Below are 15,790 nucleotides of genomic sequence, written 5' to 3'. Positions count from 1 at the left end.
CCACCCCTCTCCGGAAGCGGTGCGGCGCCGGCCTGTCTCCGTCCGGGCCGCCGACGGAGCACGGTGGGCGCAGTGGCGTGGCCACACCGCGGTCGCGGGTCGCCGTCGTCCTATCCTGTGCGGATGCGGGAGTCCACGACGAGCAACGAACAGCCAGCGCGCGGCTTCGAGCTGATCTGCGAGATCGAGCCGCCGACCCGGCCGGACCTGACTCACGCGCGCCATCAGATCGGTGTGCTGAGCCCCGTCGCCGACGCCTTCCTCATCCCCGACAACCACATCGGGCGGGCGACCGTGTCGAGCATCGCTGTCGCCCACGAGGTGCAGACGATGGGAGGGCGCAGCATCGCGTGCGTGAACTCCCGTGACCGCAACCTGCTGGGCCTGCGCCGCGACCTGCTCACCGCGGCGGCCTACGGCGTCGAGGAGTTCCTGTTCGTCCGCGGCGACAAGCCCAGCGCCGGGAACCGGACGGGCGACCTGACGGTGCGCGCGATGATCGACGAGGCCCGCGCGGCCGGGGAGGATCCCGTCTTCGCGGACATGCCGGCGTTCCGGGTCGGAGCCGCGGCCGGCCTGCGGCCGTTGCCCGCCTGGAAACAGGCTGCCGACTTCCTGTTCGTGCAGGTCAGCTACTCGGTCGACGCCCTGCTGCGCTGGCGCGACGCCCACCCGGTCGAACTGCCGGTCTACGCCGGCGTGATGGTGCTCGCGAGCGCCGGGATGGCCCGCCGCCTCGCCGCGACGATCCCCGACATCGACATCCCCGACGACCTCGTCCAAGCCGTCGAACGGGACCGGGCGGCCGGGGTCGAAGCGGCCTGCGACCAGGTGCTACAGCTACGCGACAGCGGGGCCTTCGCCGGTGTGCACCTCGTGCCGGTCAGCCGCTACCGGCAGGTCGCCGCCCGACTTGAAGATCTTCTCTGACTCCCGGACGCCGGTTGGATCAGTCGGCGGCCTTCGCTCCCCCGACACCTCGTGGCGCGGGCGCGGATCCGCTTCACCGCCGAGCACACCATGCACCATCACGTTCGTTACCAGCGTGCCGACCGGCATGCCGGCTGACGTGGCCGGTGACGTGCCGGCTGGGTGACCAGACGTCTGCGCCAGGTCGTCGATCTGCGTTCACGCGACGAGTTGTGTGCGAATGGTGAATATGTGGTTCGACCCGCACGGTCGACCCGCCCGCCGATCACACGCGGCGACCTTCTCGCGATCGCCCGCTTCGCCCTCCCCGTCGGACGCCTACGCGCCTACAGGTTCGCCGCGGCACTCCCGGCGCCGACGAGGGGGCACCCGAGATGAGGCGGACCAGATCACCAACGGAAGACGGATACATCAACAGAAAGACTATCCAAACCGGATATATTGATGGCCCGTAGTCATCTTGTCAACCCGAAGGATGATCGGACTCTGTTCACATCGCAAGGCGACGCCTCTGGCGGCGAATCCGCGCACACTGGGGGCACGCAGCACCCCTGACGGGCCATCCCGCGATCGCCAAGGCCAGGGCACAGCAGATCAGGGCACCACAGACCAGGAACCCAAACCGCACCGGAGCAGACCCGGTCCGATCCGGTCACGCCGGGCGAGACCATGTCTGCCCAGGTCAGACGAGATCAGTGGCAGGTCGGCCGGCCAGCGGACATGCTGATCGGCTGGACGGCAACCGTCACGTCCGACCGGTGCCGCGTGCCGTTACGCCAGCATGTGCAGGAACCCGCAGGAAGCAGGAGGAGGACAGGTGTCGACGCAGGCCCCGACCCCACAGGATTCGATGTCTCCCGCCGGGCCGGGTGAGCCGGTCACCGCGCTGCCCTCCACCTCCGACTCGCGGCTCGCCCGGCAGCTCGGGTTCATTCTGGAGATCGACAAGCTCAAGTCCGTGCTGCGCCGCAGCCGCCTGGCCGACGACTCGCGCGCGGAGAACGATGCCGAGCACTCCTGGCATCTGGCGATGATGGCCGTGGTGCTCGGCGAGTACGCCGACGAGGAGGTCGACACCGGCCGGGTGCTGCGCATGCTGCTCGTCCACGACCTCGTGGAGATCTACGCGGGCGACACCTTCATCTACGATCAGACCGCGATCGCCGAGCAGGAGGCCCGGGAGAAGGCCGCCGCCGACCGGCTCTTCCCGCTGCTCCCCCGCGACCAGGCCGTCCAGCTGCGCTCGCTCTGGGAGGAGTTCGAGGCGCGGCGCACACCCGACGCGCGTTTCGCCCGCGCGCTGGACCGGCTGCAGCCGCTGATCCTCAACTACGTGACCGGCGGTGGGAGCTGGCAGACGCACGGGGTCCGCGCCCAGGACGTGCTCGCCCACCAGCGGGTCGTCTCCGAGGGCTCGCTGGCCCTGTGGGAGTACATAAACCAGCTGGTAGGGGACGCCGTCCGCCGCGGCTACCTGGCCGCCTGACCAACTGGCCGGCCAGGCCGCCTGACCGGCAGGTCAGCGGCCGGGTCACCGCCAGGCCAACGGGTCCGCGCACCGCCAGGCCGGCGGCTGGCCCACCGGCCGGCTGGCTCAGAGCTGGACCCGGCTGGCCGCCAGGTGGGCGAGCATCGCCTGGTTGGCGGCCCAGCCGTCCGGGAACCTGACCGGCTCGCCGAGATGCACCGGGTCGCTGGTCGGGTGGGCGTCGAGCAGTTCTCGGATGCCGGCGCGGGCGACCACGAGGCAGGCCTGCCGATGCCTGGACGCCAGCACGCACAGCCGGCCCGCCTCCAGGTGGAAGGCGGTGGCGTCCCGCCGGCCGGACAGTGGGTGCAGCACCACGGTGACCTCGTACTCCCGGCCCTGCAGCCGGTTCGCCGTGTCCACCACGACCTGGCCGTCCCAGCCCGCCGAACCGGTCCCACCGCCGGCCGCAGCAGAGCCCGGCCCCGAGCCGGAGCCGGGCGGGGGCTGGTCCGGGTCGCCTTCGGTCGCGGCGAGGCCGCCGAGCGCGGCGCGGATGGCGACCACCTGGTCCCGGTGCGCGGCGCCGACGGCGATCCGGCCCGGGGTGATCCGCGTCTTTCGCCGCCCGACGTCGCCAGGGTGCCCCGCTCGAGGATCCGTCGGGTGAGCTGCGCGACCGCCGCGACGGCTTCCGCGTCGGTCCGCATGGTGTGGCGCGCCGGCAGCTCCAGCAGGCCCCAGCCGGTCGTGGCGGCGACGTCGAGGAGGTCGTCGACGGGGCTTTCGGCGCGTCCGGGCACCACCAGCCCACGCTCATCGAGGTCGGTACCGGTCCGGAAGCCGGTGAAGGGGTAGAAGGCGTCCGCGACGACGTCCTGGGCCGTGCGCGGCAGCCGCCAGGACACGGGCAGGCGATGCACCGGCAGGTCGGGGTTGTTGCGCTGCAGCACCGCCACGGCGCTCTGCATCGGGTTCCAGACCAGCCCGTGCCAGCGGTCGCCCGTGACCGTGGAGAACGGGTCGAGCTGACCGGGGTCGCCGACGAACAGGGCGCGCTCGAAGCGTGCGGCGATGGCCAGCAGGGTGTCGGAGCGCATCTGGTAGGCCTCGTCGACGATCGCCCACGGCCAGGTTCCCTCACGGACGTAGGCCCATTTCGCCGCGGTCGAGATCGTCACCTCGGGCTCGCCGAGGCTGTCGACGTCGCTGGCGGTGATGACGTTGGACAGGCCGGCCAGGCGGGCAGACGGAAGGTAGCCGGTGCGGCCGAGACGTCCGATGCGGGCGGCGGGCAGCTCGTCGGCCAGCCGGGCCGAGAGCCGTTCGACCAGGTCGTCGACCTGTTCGTTGGTCTGGGCGACGATCATCAGCGGGGCACCGGAGGCGGCGAGGACCGCCGCCGTCCGCACGACCAGGGTGGATTTCCCCGCTCCGGGCGGCGAGTCGACGATGACACCGCGATGCCGGCCGGCGCGCAGGTCGTCCAGGATGGCGAGGGTGACCGCCTCGGCCTGCGCCGCCGGCGAGAGCCCGGCGGACCCGGCGAGCCCGGCGGACCCGGCGAGCCCGACGAGCCCGGCGGACTCGGCGAGCCCGGCGACCTCCCCGACAGCGCTCACTCCCAGGCCTCCGCGGTGTCCTTCTCGGTCGGTTCGTAGGGTTCGGGCGGGCCGCCGTGGGTCCACGGAGTGTCGGCGGTGTCCGGCATCGGGGCGGAGCGCACACCGTCCGCGAGGACCGCGCTGTAGCAGAGCGACTCGCCGACCTCCGCCACCGTGCCGGGCGCCGGTGCCGCCGACCGGCCCATGCCGCTGCGCGCCTCCAGGGTGATCAGCAGGCCACCGCCCGCGGGTGGGACGTCGATCGCCTGGATGACGCATTCCTGCCTGCGGCGGCTGCTCGCGACGACCTTGGCGCCGACGGTGAGCCGGACCGGGTCCTCGGTGCGCACCGTGAGCAGCGGACGGGTCACCAGACGGCCCTTGCCGCGCCCGTTCGGGATACGGCGGTCCCGTTCGACGGCGACGACGATGCCGCTGAAAGCCTCGCCGGTCACCCGGTGCTGCGCCATGACCAGCGGGTCGTCGAAGGCACGGTCGGCGTCGTAGCCGGCCTGTGCCTGCTCGATCCGGTTCAGGCGGCGCGCGGCGGTGACCGCGCCGTCCCGGCGGGCCTGCGGGAGCCCTTCTTCGACCATGTAGGTATGGAAGCCGGTGTAGCGGGCGCGGTCGGTCTCCCAGCGTGCCGGTACCGAGGCCCCGGCGGGCAGGCCGCCAAGCAGGTCGAGGGCACGCCAGACGAGGTCCCAGGTCGGCTGGAGCTGGGTACGCAGCAGGTTCTCCAGGCGGGTCACCGCACGCGCGACGCCGGCCCGCCCCGCCGCCGGGTCGGCGGCGGCCGCCGCGGGGTCGGCCACGGTCGCCGCGACGGCCGTGTCGTAGGCGGCGATCGCGGGCGCGAGCTGCTCGGTGTCGAAACCGGGGTCGGTGGTGGGCCCGGCCGGCGGGCAGTGCCGGGGATCCTCGGCCAGCCGGGCGGCAGCGGCCCCGCGCACGCCTGGCGGTGGGTCGATCCATCCCAGCAGCGCGGCGAGGTTCGCGTCCTCCAGCGCGCTCTGCCCGGTAGCCCAGTGCAGGCCGAGCAGGTCGGTGACCGCGAGCATCAGCGAGGACCCTGGGATCTCGGCCCGCTCGGCGAAGAACGTCAGCCAGCGACCCAGCACGGGCACACTCGGCGCGACCGCGTACTCGCCTTCCGTCGAGCGGAAGCGGGTCGACCGGGCGAACAGCCGGACGAACTCGACGCCGGCCGGGTTGGGCACGATGAGCTGCGGCGCGTCGAGGGACCGTGGCCCGTTGGTGAGCTCCTCGGTCGCCGCCGCGAAGCCCAGGACGTGCGGCAGCATGATCTCGGCAAGCTGGTCGGCGAACGCGAAGCGCAGATCCCGGTTCCGGGGCTGGGCCACCAGGAGCAGCGTGGCCTCGTCCCGCGCGGTGCCGACCATCGCGGCGAGCGGGGCGTTCGCCTCCCCGGCCAACGTCAGCGGCACGAGGACGAACGGGCGCGCCGACAGGTGCGCATGGCGCACGGTCGCGGTCGGCGCCGCGTTCCCGGTCGCCACCGCGAGCGCCCGGGCGTACGAACTGATCGCCGTCACCCGCGCTCACCACCGGAAGCGGATGCCGCAGCGGCAACCGGGGCCGGCGACGGAGCCGGGGCTGGGGCCAGAAGCGGGGCCGGCGACGGAGCCGGGCCCGGGGCCGGCGCGGCCGCCAGGCCCTCCGCGTACATCCGCGCCGTGATCATGAGGTAGGCGGCGGCCTCGGCCTGGCTCTCGGTCGGTGTCCGGGTGCCGCCGGCGAGGTCGAGGACCTCGGCGACGGTGTCGATGCCGCCGAGTTCCTCACGCACGCTCGCGCCCAGCGCGGCGGTGCGGCCCGCGGCCTCCTGCCGGCAGCGGAACGCCAGCTCGCAGACGGACAGGCAGTCCGGCGCGTAGCGGGCCGGCAGCTGTTCGAGCGCCTCGGTGAGCTCCCCGGCGGGCCTGCTCGGGGCACCGTCCGCGGCCGGTGCGAGATCGAAGGTCAGCTCGGGCGGCAGTGCGTCCAGCAGGGTCCGCACCGTGGTCAGCCGGGCCAGCTGATGGTCGAGCGCGAGCAACTGGCGCCGGACGTCGACCCGGGTCGCCATGGGCACGTTCGAGAAGTCCTTCGGGCAGACCAGGACGACGTCGTGGGAGACCGCCCCCGGCGTGCCGAGCATCCGGCGCAGCGCCAGCACGTAGACGGCGGCCTGCACCGCCGCGGCGGCGACCTTCTCCCCGTCCGCCTGACCGTCGACGACGGCGAAGGACTTGATCTCCACCACGTGCGCCCGTCCGTCCGGGCGGATCACCAGCAGATCGGGCTCGAGGTACACGTCCTGCCCGCCGACGGCGAGCCGCAGCAGCGGATGCGCCAGCAGCACCGTCCGCGGCGCCTCGGCACGCGACCCCGCACCGGCGCCGGACGCGGCCTCGGAGCGCAGCACCGCCTCGGACCGCAGCACCGCCTCGGTGCGCTCCAGCCGCCGTGCGGGACCCTCCGCGTCGGAGCCGGCACCGGACGCACCCAGATCCAGGTAGATCACATCGCCGGACGTCGCCTCGTCTACGCCGGCCCCCGCGTCGGAGGCGGAGCCGGAGTCGAGGCACTCCGCGAGCAGGGTGAGCAGCGCGGCGCACTCGTCCGCGGTGACCCGCGCCTCGAACACGTTGCCGCGGACGATCGCGAACGGGGACTGGCCGAAGGGGGCCGCGAAACCGATCTGGCGGGCCAGGAGCTCCTTGTCGATCCCGGCGGCGTCCAGCACGGCCCGGCGGGCACAGCCGGGGTTACGGGTCAGCGCGGCGATGGTGCGGGCGTCGTGACGCCGTCGCGGGGCGCGGCCACGGAGGCGGTCCAGGCGTTGCTCGGTCCGGTCCTCGGTCCGGTTCTGCACTGGCCTCCCGCGCCCCTCCCGTCGTGGCGGCTCTCGCCGCGGAGCAACCGCGGCAAACGATGCCTTCGACGGGGACGTCCGTCCAGTCTTGTGCCGGCATGTCGGTCAAAGAGTTGTCCTGGCAGCCGACTGGACCGGGCCCCGGACCGCCGCCTGGACGGATCGCGGGCACGGCGGTGCGTGGACGGGCGGGGTGGCACCCCGGTCCCGCCCACGCACCGTTCATCGGCAGTCAGTTCATCGGCAGTCAGTCGATCATCTGGACATGGCGACGCGGTCGACGATCCACTGACCGAGCTCCTCGGTCATGGCGGTGTGCGGGGTCGGACGGGACGAACAGAGGAAGTCGTCGAGGTCGGACTGCTCCGGCGGCAGCGCGTTGATGTCGACGTAGAGGTCGTCGTTCGTCTCGACGCCGCGCACCGAGACAGCGCTGACCGACGGGACGAAGCACGCGGTGCGGTGGGCCACGTCCAGGCCCTCCCCGATCTCCTTGAGCGCGTCGGCGAGGATGCCGAACGAGTCGAGGGTGCCGCCCGGAGCACCGTCGATGTCGGGGAAGTCGTTCGTGGTGATCTTCCGCTCGCCGAGCAGGCCGCGCAGGTCGGCGACGAGGCGGTCGCGCCCGCCCGCCTGGGTGTAGAGGACGGTGTCCGTCAGGTACGGGCCGCTGCTGCGCAGGGCCTCGACGCCGGGGGCGATGCCGTTGTGCCGCCCGTCGCCCACCCCGTTCGCGACGCCGATCAGGCGCGGAATCCGGGGCCAGCCACCGGCCCGCTCCAGGGCCTCCAGGAACTTCTTGCGAGCCGGATCGACTCGCGGCGTGCCGTCGACGGTCTCCAGGTGCCGCCAGAGCAGCTCCCGCGACGCCGGGCTGTTGATCTGCCGGGCCAGGGTGTCGTCGACCGGAGCCAGGTGATGCGCGATCGCCTGCAGCGCGATCGGGACGGACGCACCGCGGTGCGGGCTGTCGAACGACAGGTACACGCCGGTCTGGTGATCTATCCGCTGTGTCTCCAGCTGCGCCAGCGCGAGGCGGGTGACCAGCCCGCCCATGCTGAAGCCACCGACGACCAGACGCTCGTCACCCATGCGCTCGGCGATCGCGCGCATGATCGTCTCTTTCACGACGTCCGCGTTGACGAGAATGGATTCGCTGCGCTCGTTGAATCCGATGAGCACGACGTCCCGCTGGCGGTCACGCAGCTGCGTGATGAAACGGTAGGGGTCGCTGTCGAGGCCCTCCCAGAGCCAGTCGAAGTCCGTGGGCCCCATGTTGAAACCGTCCGCCAGCAGTACGGGACGGACAATGCCGTTGTTGCCCTTTCCGTACCAGACACGAGCCGATCCGTCCCGGAACTTCCAGACGGCGTCGGGCTTCGGCGCCACCACACCGGCGCGCGCGTCGGCGGGGATGACGAGCCCGACCGGGCCCATCGCCTGCTTCATCTTCCCCAGATCCTTGCCCGCCATCGATGAATCCCCCTCGGTAGGACGACGAGTACGCGAGGAGTATCACCGAGAACCGGAGAGATCGCCGGGCCGAGCCGTTCAGCCCCGGTCACGGCGAAATTCACCGGCGAGGGAAATAGGTCAGATTCCGGCTCGGCGAAGGAACTGCCGGAATTCGCCGCCGACGTTACCGGTGCCTCCCGACGTCCCCGATCCCGACGCCTTCCCGCCGCCCCCGGCACTCCCGCCGCCCCCGGTGTCCGAACCGGCGGCCGAACCACTCGAAGCCGACGACACCGACGAGGCGGCCTTGGACTCCTTCGAATCCTTCGGCTCCTTGGACTCCTTGCCGGTGGCCGCGGACTGCCGGGAGCGGGCCGCCCGGTCGGTCTGCCAGCGCTGCCCCAGGTGCACCGCGGCGGGCAGGATCGCGGCGCGCACCAGAAGGGCGTCCACCGCGATCCCGATCGCCAGGCCCCCGCCGAGCATCTTGAGGGTTCGGGGCGGCTGGGCGGCGACGGACAGGAAGATGAACATCATCACGAAGTTCATCGTGAGCACCACGTGCCCGAGTTCGGCGTGGCCGCGCCGGATCGCGTCGCGCCCGTCGCGGATCGGGTCGGGGCGTGCTCCGTCACGGCGGCGGGCGAGCAGCCGCGCCGCACCCCGCAGTCCGCCTCCCCCGCCTGCCTTCGACGGTTCCGCCGCGCCGCCACCGCCGCCCTCGCGCAGGCGGGCGAAGAGGATCAGGTTCATCACCGGGGCCAGGCCGAACACGCAGACCATCACCGGTATGAGGACGAACGGCTCGACCGGGCTGGTCATGACATGGAGGTGCCGGGCGGCGTCGACATCCTGGAACACGGGGCGGAGCATTCCGCCGGCGGCCACCACGGCGAGCACCGCGGCCACGCCCAGCAGAACCGCGAGTGCGGGCAGCCCGGAGGCGACGAACACCATGAGACCGACGGCGACCAGCACCACGGCCAGGAACAGCGGCAGCGTCGAACGGAACTCGTCGGCCGAGTCGTCGAACATCGCGGTGGGTCCGCCGACCGCGGCCTCGGTGATGCTGCCGCCGAGGGTTCCGGGGAGCACGTCGTCACGCAGGTGCCGGACCAGGTCGCTGGCCTCGGTGGTGCGCGGGCCGGCGTCGGGCAGGATCCGGATGACGGCCGGGCCGAGGGTCGGGTCGTCCAGGGAGATCCCGGCCGACCGCACCCCCGGGGTCGCCCGGATCGCGGCCGCGACCTGGGCCGGCTGCACGATCCGGTCGGCGGGGTTGACGGGCGTGCCCCGGTCGACCGTCACCAGGACGGGGCCGTTCAGGCCGGGGAAGAAGCCGTCGCTCACGAGATCGTAGGCGCGGCGAGTGGTCATCGACGTCGGATCGGTGCCCGCGTCGCCGCCGCCGATACGCAGCCCGTCGGTCTGGTTGGCCAGGGCCATAAGGACCACACCGACGGCCACCGCGACCAGCGCCGGGTAGCGCCCGACCTGGGCCGCCCACCAGGACCGCAGGCCGGGCCGCCGGGCCAGGCCCGCGCCGGCCATGGCCAGGTAGTGCCGCTCGGCCCAGCCGAGCAGCCGGACCCCGCCGGTGGCGAGCAAGGCCGGCAGCAGCGTGATCAGCGCCAGCACGGCGATCATCACGGCCGCGGCCGCGGCGACGGCCAGGCCCCCGAACTCGTTCGGGAGCAGGCCCGCCACGACCAGCAGCGCGATGCTCACCCCCAGGCCGCCGATGACCACCGCGGCCCCCGCGGCCGCCGTCGCCGACGCCGCGGCCTGCTCCCTGTTCTGGCCGCGCAGCAGGGCCGACTGGGTCCGGTGCACGGCGACCACGGTGCCGCCCAGGCAGGTGCCGAAGGCGAGCACAGCCGCGGTCACCGGTGCGAACGGGGTCAGCTGCGCCGTGTGCGACAGCCGGCCGGTCACCGCGACGGCCTGCACCGCGCACACCCCCGCGGGCAGCAGGCAGACCACGACGCCCAGGCGTGACCGCAGGGTCACCCCCAGCAGGACGATCATCGCGAAGGCGGCGACGGCGAGCGGTGCCGGCGAGAGGTCGACGGAACCGATCATCGTCGCACCGGGGCCGGACATCTCGACCTGGATCTCGGGGCCGTCATAGGCCCGGGCGGCGGCGATCACCGCGCGGACCGCGTCGAGGTCCGGGGTGAGCGCGTCGTCGGCCATCAGGACGGACACCAGGGCCGTGCGCCGGTCCGCGCTGACCGGGTCCACACCGGCCGTCGCCGCGCCGAGCGGTCCGGCCGGGTCCGCGACCAGGGTCACGCCGCGAAGCCGCCCGATCTCCGCCACCAGCGCGGTGATCCGTTCCCGGGCCCGCCCGGCGTCGACGGTGCCGCGGCGCGCACGGATCACGATCGTCTCGACGTCCGGCAGCTGTCCGCCTGGCGACGCCCGCGCGACACCGTCCATCGCCCGCGCGGACTCGGAGCCCACGGGCGCGACCTCCTGGGCATACCGGGCGCCGCCCTCGCGGATGTGCTGCACGGCGGGCACGAACGCGACCAGCCATGCCGCCAGGACAAGCCAGCGATGACGGGAGCAGGAACGCGCGAGAATCCCCACGACCCCGGCAAGTTTCTCGGGCCTGTCGGTCATTCGAACACCCTAGAACGGAAAAATGACCCCCTTTCCGCCTTTGGTGGGGGCGGCGGCAATGGTCCGCGTACTACCTTTTCTCACCCTTTGCCGGTGACCAGATCGCACCAACACCGGAAACGCCGTCAAACTCCCCCAAGGTGCTCTTCGTATGGCCGGTCGCGAGGGGTGTCCGGAGTCGCCGCCGTAATTCCCACTCAGGGCATCGGCGGCGACGCGAGCCCGCCAGAGGCCCATCCGGAACCAGCCAGTGATACGCCCCACCTGCCGCCGACCGCACGATTTCCCACCACCGCAGCGCCATCGCGGACGGCGTCGTGCCACTGCACCACCTCTCATCACGGCATCACCCCGCATCACGTCATCACCACCGCACCGGCGCATCACCGCCGCGGTCATCGCGGGGACGCCGGAATTCCGGGTAAGGGCCACCCGGCTACCGCCACGGCGGCCGTGGCGGCGATGATGACGACGGTTTGACGATGGCGACGGTCTGACGGCACCGAGAATCGAGGACGCGCGATGGAGACGACCGCACCGTCCGGGCGGCAGATTGAGCTGGAACACGGCGACAGCCGGGTGGTGATCACCGAGGTGGGCGGGGGCCTGCGCGACTACCGCGTCGGAGGGTTCGCGGTCCTCGACGGGTACGGGGCCGACGCCATGGCCAGCCGCGGGCGCGGCCAGCTGCTGCTGCCCTGGCCGAACCGCGTCGACGGCGGCCGCTACACCTTCCGCGGGACCGAGCACCAGCTGCCCGTGAACGAGGTCGCGCTGAACAACGCAAGTCACGGCCTGACCCGCTGGCTCGGGTGGGGCCTCGAACGCCTCGACGTGAACGCAGCCCGCGCCGACGTCATCCTGCGGGCCCAGTCCGGCTACCCGTTCACCGTCGCGTTCTCAGCGCTCTACCGACTGGCCGACGACGGGCTGACCGTCACCGTCACCGCGACGAACCTGGGTGCGCAGGCGGCGCCGGTCGGCCTGGGCGCGCACCCGTACTTCGTCCTCCCCGGAGCGGACGGGGCCCCGGTGATGGTCGACGACCTGACGGTCGCCGTGCCCGCCGAGACCCGCCTGCTCGTCGACGGACGCCTCCTTCCCGTCGGCACCGAGAAGGTCGCCGGAGGCCCGTTCGACCTGCGCGAACCCCGCCCGCTCGGAGACCTCGCGCTCGACACCTGCTTCACCGACCTGACCCGCGACGCCCAGGGCCGGGCCGTCGTCACACTCGCCGCGGCCGGCGGCGCGCTCACCGTCTGGCAGGACGAGACCTGGCCCTACCTGCAGCTGTTCACCGGCGACTCGTTCGGCCCCGGGCAGGCGCGGCGCAGCATCGCCGTCGAGCCGATGACCTGCCCGGCGAACGCCTTCAACAGCGGGGACGGGCTGCGGGTGCTGGAACCCGGCGAGTCGTTCGGCGGCTCCTGGGGAGTATCGCCCCGGCTGGGCACCGGCACCCCGTAATCCCGGGCCAGGCCAGGCCAGGCCAGGCCGGGCCGGGCCGCACGCCGGCGCCTCAGCTGTGGTGACGTGCCGCGAGCAGGTCGAACTCGGCCTGCGCCTCCTCCGGCGAGGAACGCAGCCGGCGGACCAGGCCGCGCACGGCCTCGATTCCCTCCGCCTGGTAGCGCTCCTCCAGGACGTCCGCGCCGCGGTAGGGCCAGGAGCGCGCCGGGCCGGACCGGATGTAGTGGACGCATTCGCGGGCCATCCGCGGATCGTCCCGGTAGAAGTGCAGCTGCGCCCAGGTCGCGATCGCCTCGTTCAGGCCGGTGCCGGTAGACCAGACCGACGTCCCGACCGCGGCGGCACGGGCGCCGTGTTCGTCGAGGCCGGTCGCGATCGCCGCATGGGCGTGGTCGTGCAGCAGCGCGAGCTCGCAGAACTCGGCGGCCCGCTCCCAGATCGGCTCGTCGAGCACCGCGTCGCCCCGCAGCGCCGCCGCGACCTTGGTCAGCGCCCCGGCGCCGATGAGCACCGCCGGCGCGGAGGTCGGCACCAGCATGCCGGACCGGCCGAACCGCCCCGCGCCACCGGAGAACCGGAACACGCCGAAGGTGTTCGCGCCCGAGCTCAGATAGTCGGAGACGACCTGTTCCCGGGCGCCGACCAGGGCACGCAGCTCGTCCAGGGCCTCGGCGAGCCCGGCCCGGAACTCGAGGTCGACCGGCGGTTCGGCGACGACACCGCCCACCGACCGCTCGATCGCCGCCGCGGCACGCGGACCCAGCTCCGCCACCAGCCTCGCCCGCACCTGCGGGTCGATGCGGTTGCGGGACCGCGCGCGGACGTGCCGGTCGACGTACCGGATGACCAGCTCGCAGTAGAGGCCGGCGAAGCTGGGGAAGTCCTCGGCGCAGCGCTGCCGCCAGATCATGGGCGGCTCCGGGAAGCCGGGCGGCACGGCCGAGTCGTCGTCGAGCCGGGTCGGGCGCCCCGCCAGCGCACGACGGATGTTGCGGACGAACCCGCCCATCGCCTCCCGCCGCACATGCACGAGATCGGTGTCGGGGCCGACGTCGACGACATGGGCCCCGAACGTCAGCAGGAGCTCACGGACCCGTTCGACCAGCTCCTCCTCACCGGCATCGAGGACCCCGGGCGCGACCTCGCCGGCCTGTTCCTCCGCCAGGAAACGCGCGTCCGGTTCACAGGTGCGGCGCAGGCGGGTGGCCGTCGTGTCATCCGTGACGTAGGTCGGCGGCGGGTAGTACCGCAGGCCGGTGAGGTCCTCCAGGAACGGGACGATCGTGCGCAGCGACTCCCCGATCCGTTCCACGTTGCCGTTCGCCAGCGTCGGCACCAGCGTGAAGACCGGGAAGGTGACGTCGACACGCCGAGGCCCCACCGGCGGTGGACCGGCGGCGGGCCCAGATCCGGCCATGGGACCGAAACCCGCAGCGGGACCGGAACCAGCAACGGGACCAAGGCCAGCAACAGGACCGGAACCGGCGGGTTCGGCCGCGGTGGGCACCTCGGTCTGCTCCGAGGCCCCGACGGGCCGGCCTGGCTGCGCCGGCTCGGAACCCGCGGCCACACCGAGATCGCCCAGCTCGGGACCGGTCTCCATCCCGAACTCCTCCGGCTCGGAACCCGCGGCCACTCCGAACTCCGCGAGATCGACCCCTGTCGCCACACCGAACTCCCCGGCCTCACCCTCGCCGCTCACCGCCTCGCCGGACTCGCGCCGCAGGCCCTGGCGCGCCACCAGCGCGGACGACCAGGGATCCATCCGGCGCAGCCGAAGCTCGGCCAGCGGCGGCGGCGGGGCGGGCACCGACGGGGTCCAGCTCATCGGGCAGACGAAGGCGTCGAGGGAACCCCGGGAGCCCGCGACCTCCAGCGCGCGGCGCCATTCGGTCTCCACATAGCCGGACACCGCGCTGGCCTCCGACCAGAAAAGCCCGAACAGATCAGCACGTTCGATGGCGGCTTCGAGCTCGGGCTTCCATTCCCGGGGACCAGGCGTGTCGAACCCGTCGAGGAAGAGCGTGATACCCAGGCTCTGATAGTTCTCGCGGAAGCGGCGCACGATCTCGGCATCACTCGACGCATACGATCCGTACACTTCACGGAACATCGCGCCCGACCGGACGACGACCTGCGGCAGCCCCGACGACACCGCCGGCTCGCCGGCCGCGGCGGAATCCGCCACCTCGCTGTCCTCGACCGTGAGATCCAGCGGAAGCTGCGCGATCGGCAGCCCGCCCACGCTGACCTCCACCTGCCCGATACGCCGTTGCCGCGCGTCACCACCCGCCGTCGCGGCGACCTCGAACGACGCGGTCTGCGCGGTGCCCTCCCACTCGACAACGCGGCGAGCGGGACGGAACCGCAGGCCGGACGCGCTGGGAACGATCTCGATCCAGGTACCGGACGCGATCCCGTCGGCCGCCGGCGGCACGGTGACCAGGACCGGATACCAGCCGGTGACCGAGACAGCGGCAGGCTGCCGGACGACGAACTCCCCGGCGGCCGGAGCCGACTCCGGCCGCGACTGCGGTTCCGGCTCCAGCTGCGGTTCCGGCTCCAGCTCCAGCTCCGGCCGCGGACCCGACTTCGGCTGTGGTTCCAGCGGCGGTTCGGGCTGCGGATCCGGATCCGGCTGGACCACCGCCGCCTGGGCATCCGGGCGCGACGCCCGTGCGGTGGGGCTGGGCAGCGCCTGCCCTGGCACCGCGCCGGCCGGGCCCGCTTCGCGCTGCAGCGACTGCTGGGCGACACGGCGGCCGGCCGCGGAGATGGCGCGGCCGAGGTCCTCCTCCCCCGGGGCCGCCTCCCAGGTTCCGCCGGTGACCTTGACGATCACTTCGGCCAGCTCGGCAGCACGCGGCGATCCGTCGAGGACGACCACGTCGACGGTGATGCCCGCATGCGCACAGTCGTAGGCGGCCTGGAGCAGGTCACCGGGAGCGGTGAGGTCATCGGTGACCAGCAGCAGGCGGGCGAAGGCCGGCTGCTGCTCGAGCCCGGCCAGGTGGCGCCAGGCCCGTTCCAACGCGGAGGCCACGGTCGCCTCACCACTGCCGCTCCCAGCAGCAGCGCTGCCTGCGCCCGCGCCGATTCCGGCGTCGGCGCCCGGCGCGGTGGCGGTGGCGGTGCGCATCGTCCGTTCGAAGGTGGCCCGATCGCCGGCGCGCCCCTCGTACACGACATCCGCGGAGTCGGTGAAGCCCACCAGCACCGTGGGCAGGGCCGGCGGCAGCTCGGCCAGTGTGTTCGACACGCTCTCGACCGCGACATCGAGCTTGCCGCGGCCGGACCGTCCGTGCTGATTCGAGTCCGCTTCCGTGGTTCCCGACTGGCCCTGCGGCCGGTTATCGG

Annotated in this window: 9 protein-coding genes; 3 read left to right on the top strand and 6 right to left on the bottom strand. The window is 73.0% G+C overall.

The window, feature by feature from the left end:
- Positions 1-123: 123 nt before the first annotated feature.
- Positions 124-930 carry a methylenetetrahydrofolate reductase gene (locus AWX74_RS13355; protein ID WP_091275987.1) on the top strand — a complete coding sequence of 269 codons (807 nt, stop codon included), beginning with the start codon at positions 124-126 and terminating at the stop codon, positions 928-930.
- Between the two features lie 817 nt (positions 931-1,747).
- Positions 1,748-2,416, top strand: a complete 669-nt coding sequence (locus AWX74_RS13350) for an HD domain-containing protein (RefSeq protein ID WP_207550310.1) — start codon at positions 1,748-1,750, stop codon at positions 2,414-2,416.
- Here the strand turns inward: AWX74_RS13350 and AWX74_RS13345 are convergent.
- From AWX74_RS13345 to AWX74_RS13325, 5 genes are all read right to left on the bottom strand, one after another.
- Positions 2,401-4,020, bottom strand: a complete 1,620-nt coding sequence (locus AWX74_RS13345; protein WP_479724496.1) for an AAA domain-containing protein — start codon at positions 4,018-4,020, stop codon at positions 2,401-2,403. The genes AWX74_RS13350 and AWX74_RS13345 overlap by 16 nt on opposite strands.
- The gene (locus tag AWX74_RS13340) at positions 4,017-5,558 is read right to left on the bottom strand and encodes a hypothetical protein (RefSeq protein ID WP_091275979.1); all 1,542 of its coding nucleotides are present in this window, start codon (positions 5,556-5,558) and stop codon (positions 4,017-4,019) included. The genes AWX74_RS13345 and AWX74_RS13340 overlap by 4 nt, the downstream gene beginning before the upstream one ends.
- The gene (locus AWX74_RS13335; RefSeq protein ID WP_091275975.1) at positions 5,555-6,880 is read right to left on the bottom strand and encodes a hypothetical protein; all 1,326 of its coding nucleotides are present in this window, start codon (positions 6,878-6,880) and stop codon (positions 5,555-5,557) included. Before AWX74_RS13335 ends, AWX74_RS13340 begins: the two co-directional genes overlap by 4 nt.
- 255 nt (positions 6,881-7,135) lie before the next feature.
- Positions 7,136-8,353 carry an esterase/lipase family protein gene (locus AWX74_RS13330; protein WP_091275971.1) on the bottom strand — a complete coding sequence of 406 codons (1,218 nt, stop codon included), beginning with the start codon at positions 8,351-8,353 and terminating at the stop codon, positions 7,136-7,138.
- A gap of 120 nt (positions 8,354-8,473) precedes the next feature.
- Complete coding sequence (locus tag AWX74_RS13325) at positions 8,474-10,963, bottom strand: MMPL family transporter (protein ID WP_091275967.1); 2,490 nt, start codon at positions 10,961-10,963, stop codon at positions 8,474-8,476.
- A 522-nt stretch (positions 10,964-11,485) separates the two neighbouring features.
- Between AWX74_RS13325 and AWX74_RS13320 the strand changes: the two genes are divergently transcribed.
- The gene (locus AWX74_RS13320) at positions 11,486-12,430 is read left to right on the top strand and encodes an aldose 1-epimerase family protein (protein ID WP_091275963.1); all 945 of its coding nucleotides are present in this window, start codon (positions 11,486-11,488) and stop codon (positions 12,428-12,430) included.
- Between the two features lie 52 nt (positions 12,431-12,482).
- On the opposite strand, the gene AWX74_RS40720 is transcribed toward AWX74_RS13320, so the two are convergent.
- Entirely contained in the window at positions 12,483-15,692 is a 3,210-nt protein-coding gene (locus tag AWX74_RS40720) for a toll/interleukin-1 receptor domain-containing protein (protein WP_193209682.1), read from the bottom strand.
- Between the last annotated feature and the right edge of the window lie 98 nt (positions 15,693-15,790).

The organism is Parafrankia irregularis, assembly GCF_001536285.1.
Lineage (GTDB): Bacteria > Actinomycetota > Actinomycetes > Frankiales > Frankiaceae > Parafrankia > Parafrankia irregularis.
This window is presented reverse-complemented; position numbering and strand designations above follow the sequence as displayed.

What these genes read in the sequence shown, in the direction of transcription:
- AWX74_RS13355 (WP_091275987.1), top strand. Translation starts at nt 124, where the DNA reads ATGCGGGAGTCCACGACGAGCAACGAACAGCCAGCGCGCGGCTTCGAG.
- AWX74_RS13330 (WP_091275971.1), bottom strand. Translation starts at nt 8,353, where the DNA reads ATGGCGGGCAAGGATCTGGGGAAGATGAAGCAGGCGATGGGCCCGGTC.
- AWX74_RS13325 (WP_091275967.1), bottom strand. Translation starts at nt 10,963, where the DNA reads ATGACCGACAGGCCCGAGAAACTTGCCGGGGTCGTGGGGATTCTCGCG.
- AWX74_RS13320 (WP_091275963.1), top strand. Translation starts at nt 11,486, where the DNA reads ATGGAGACGACCGCACCGTCCGGGCGGCAGATTGAGCTGGAACACGGC.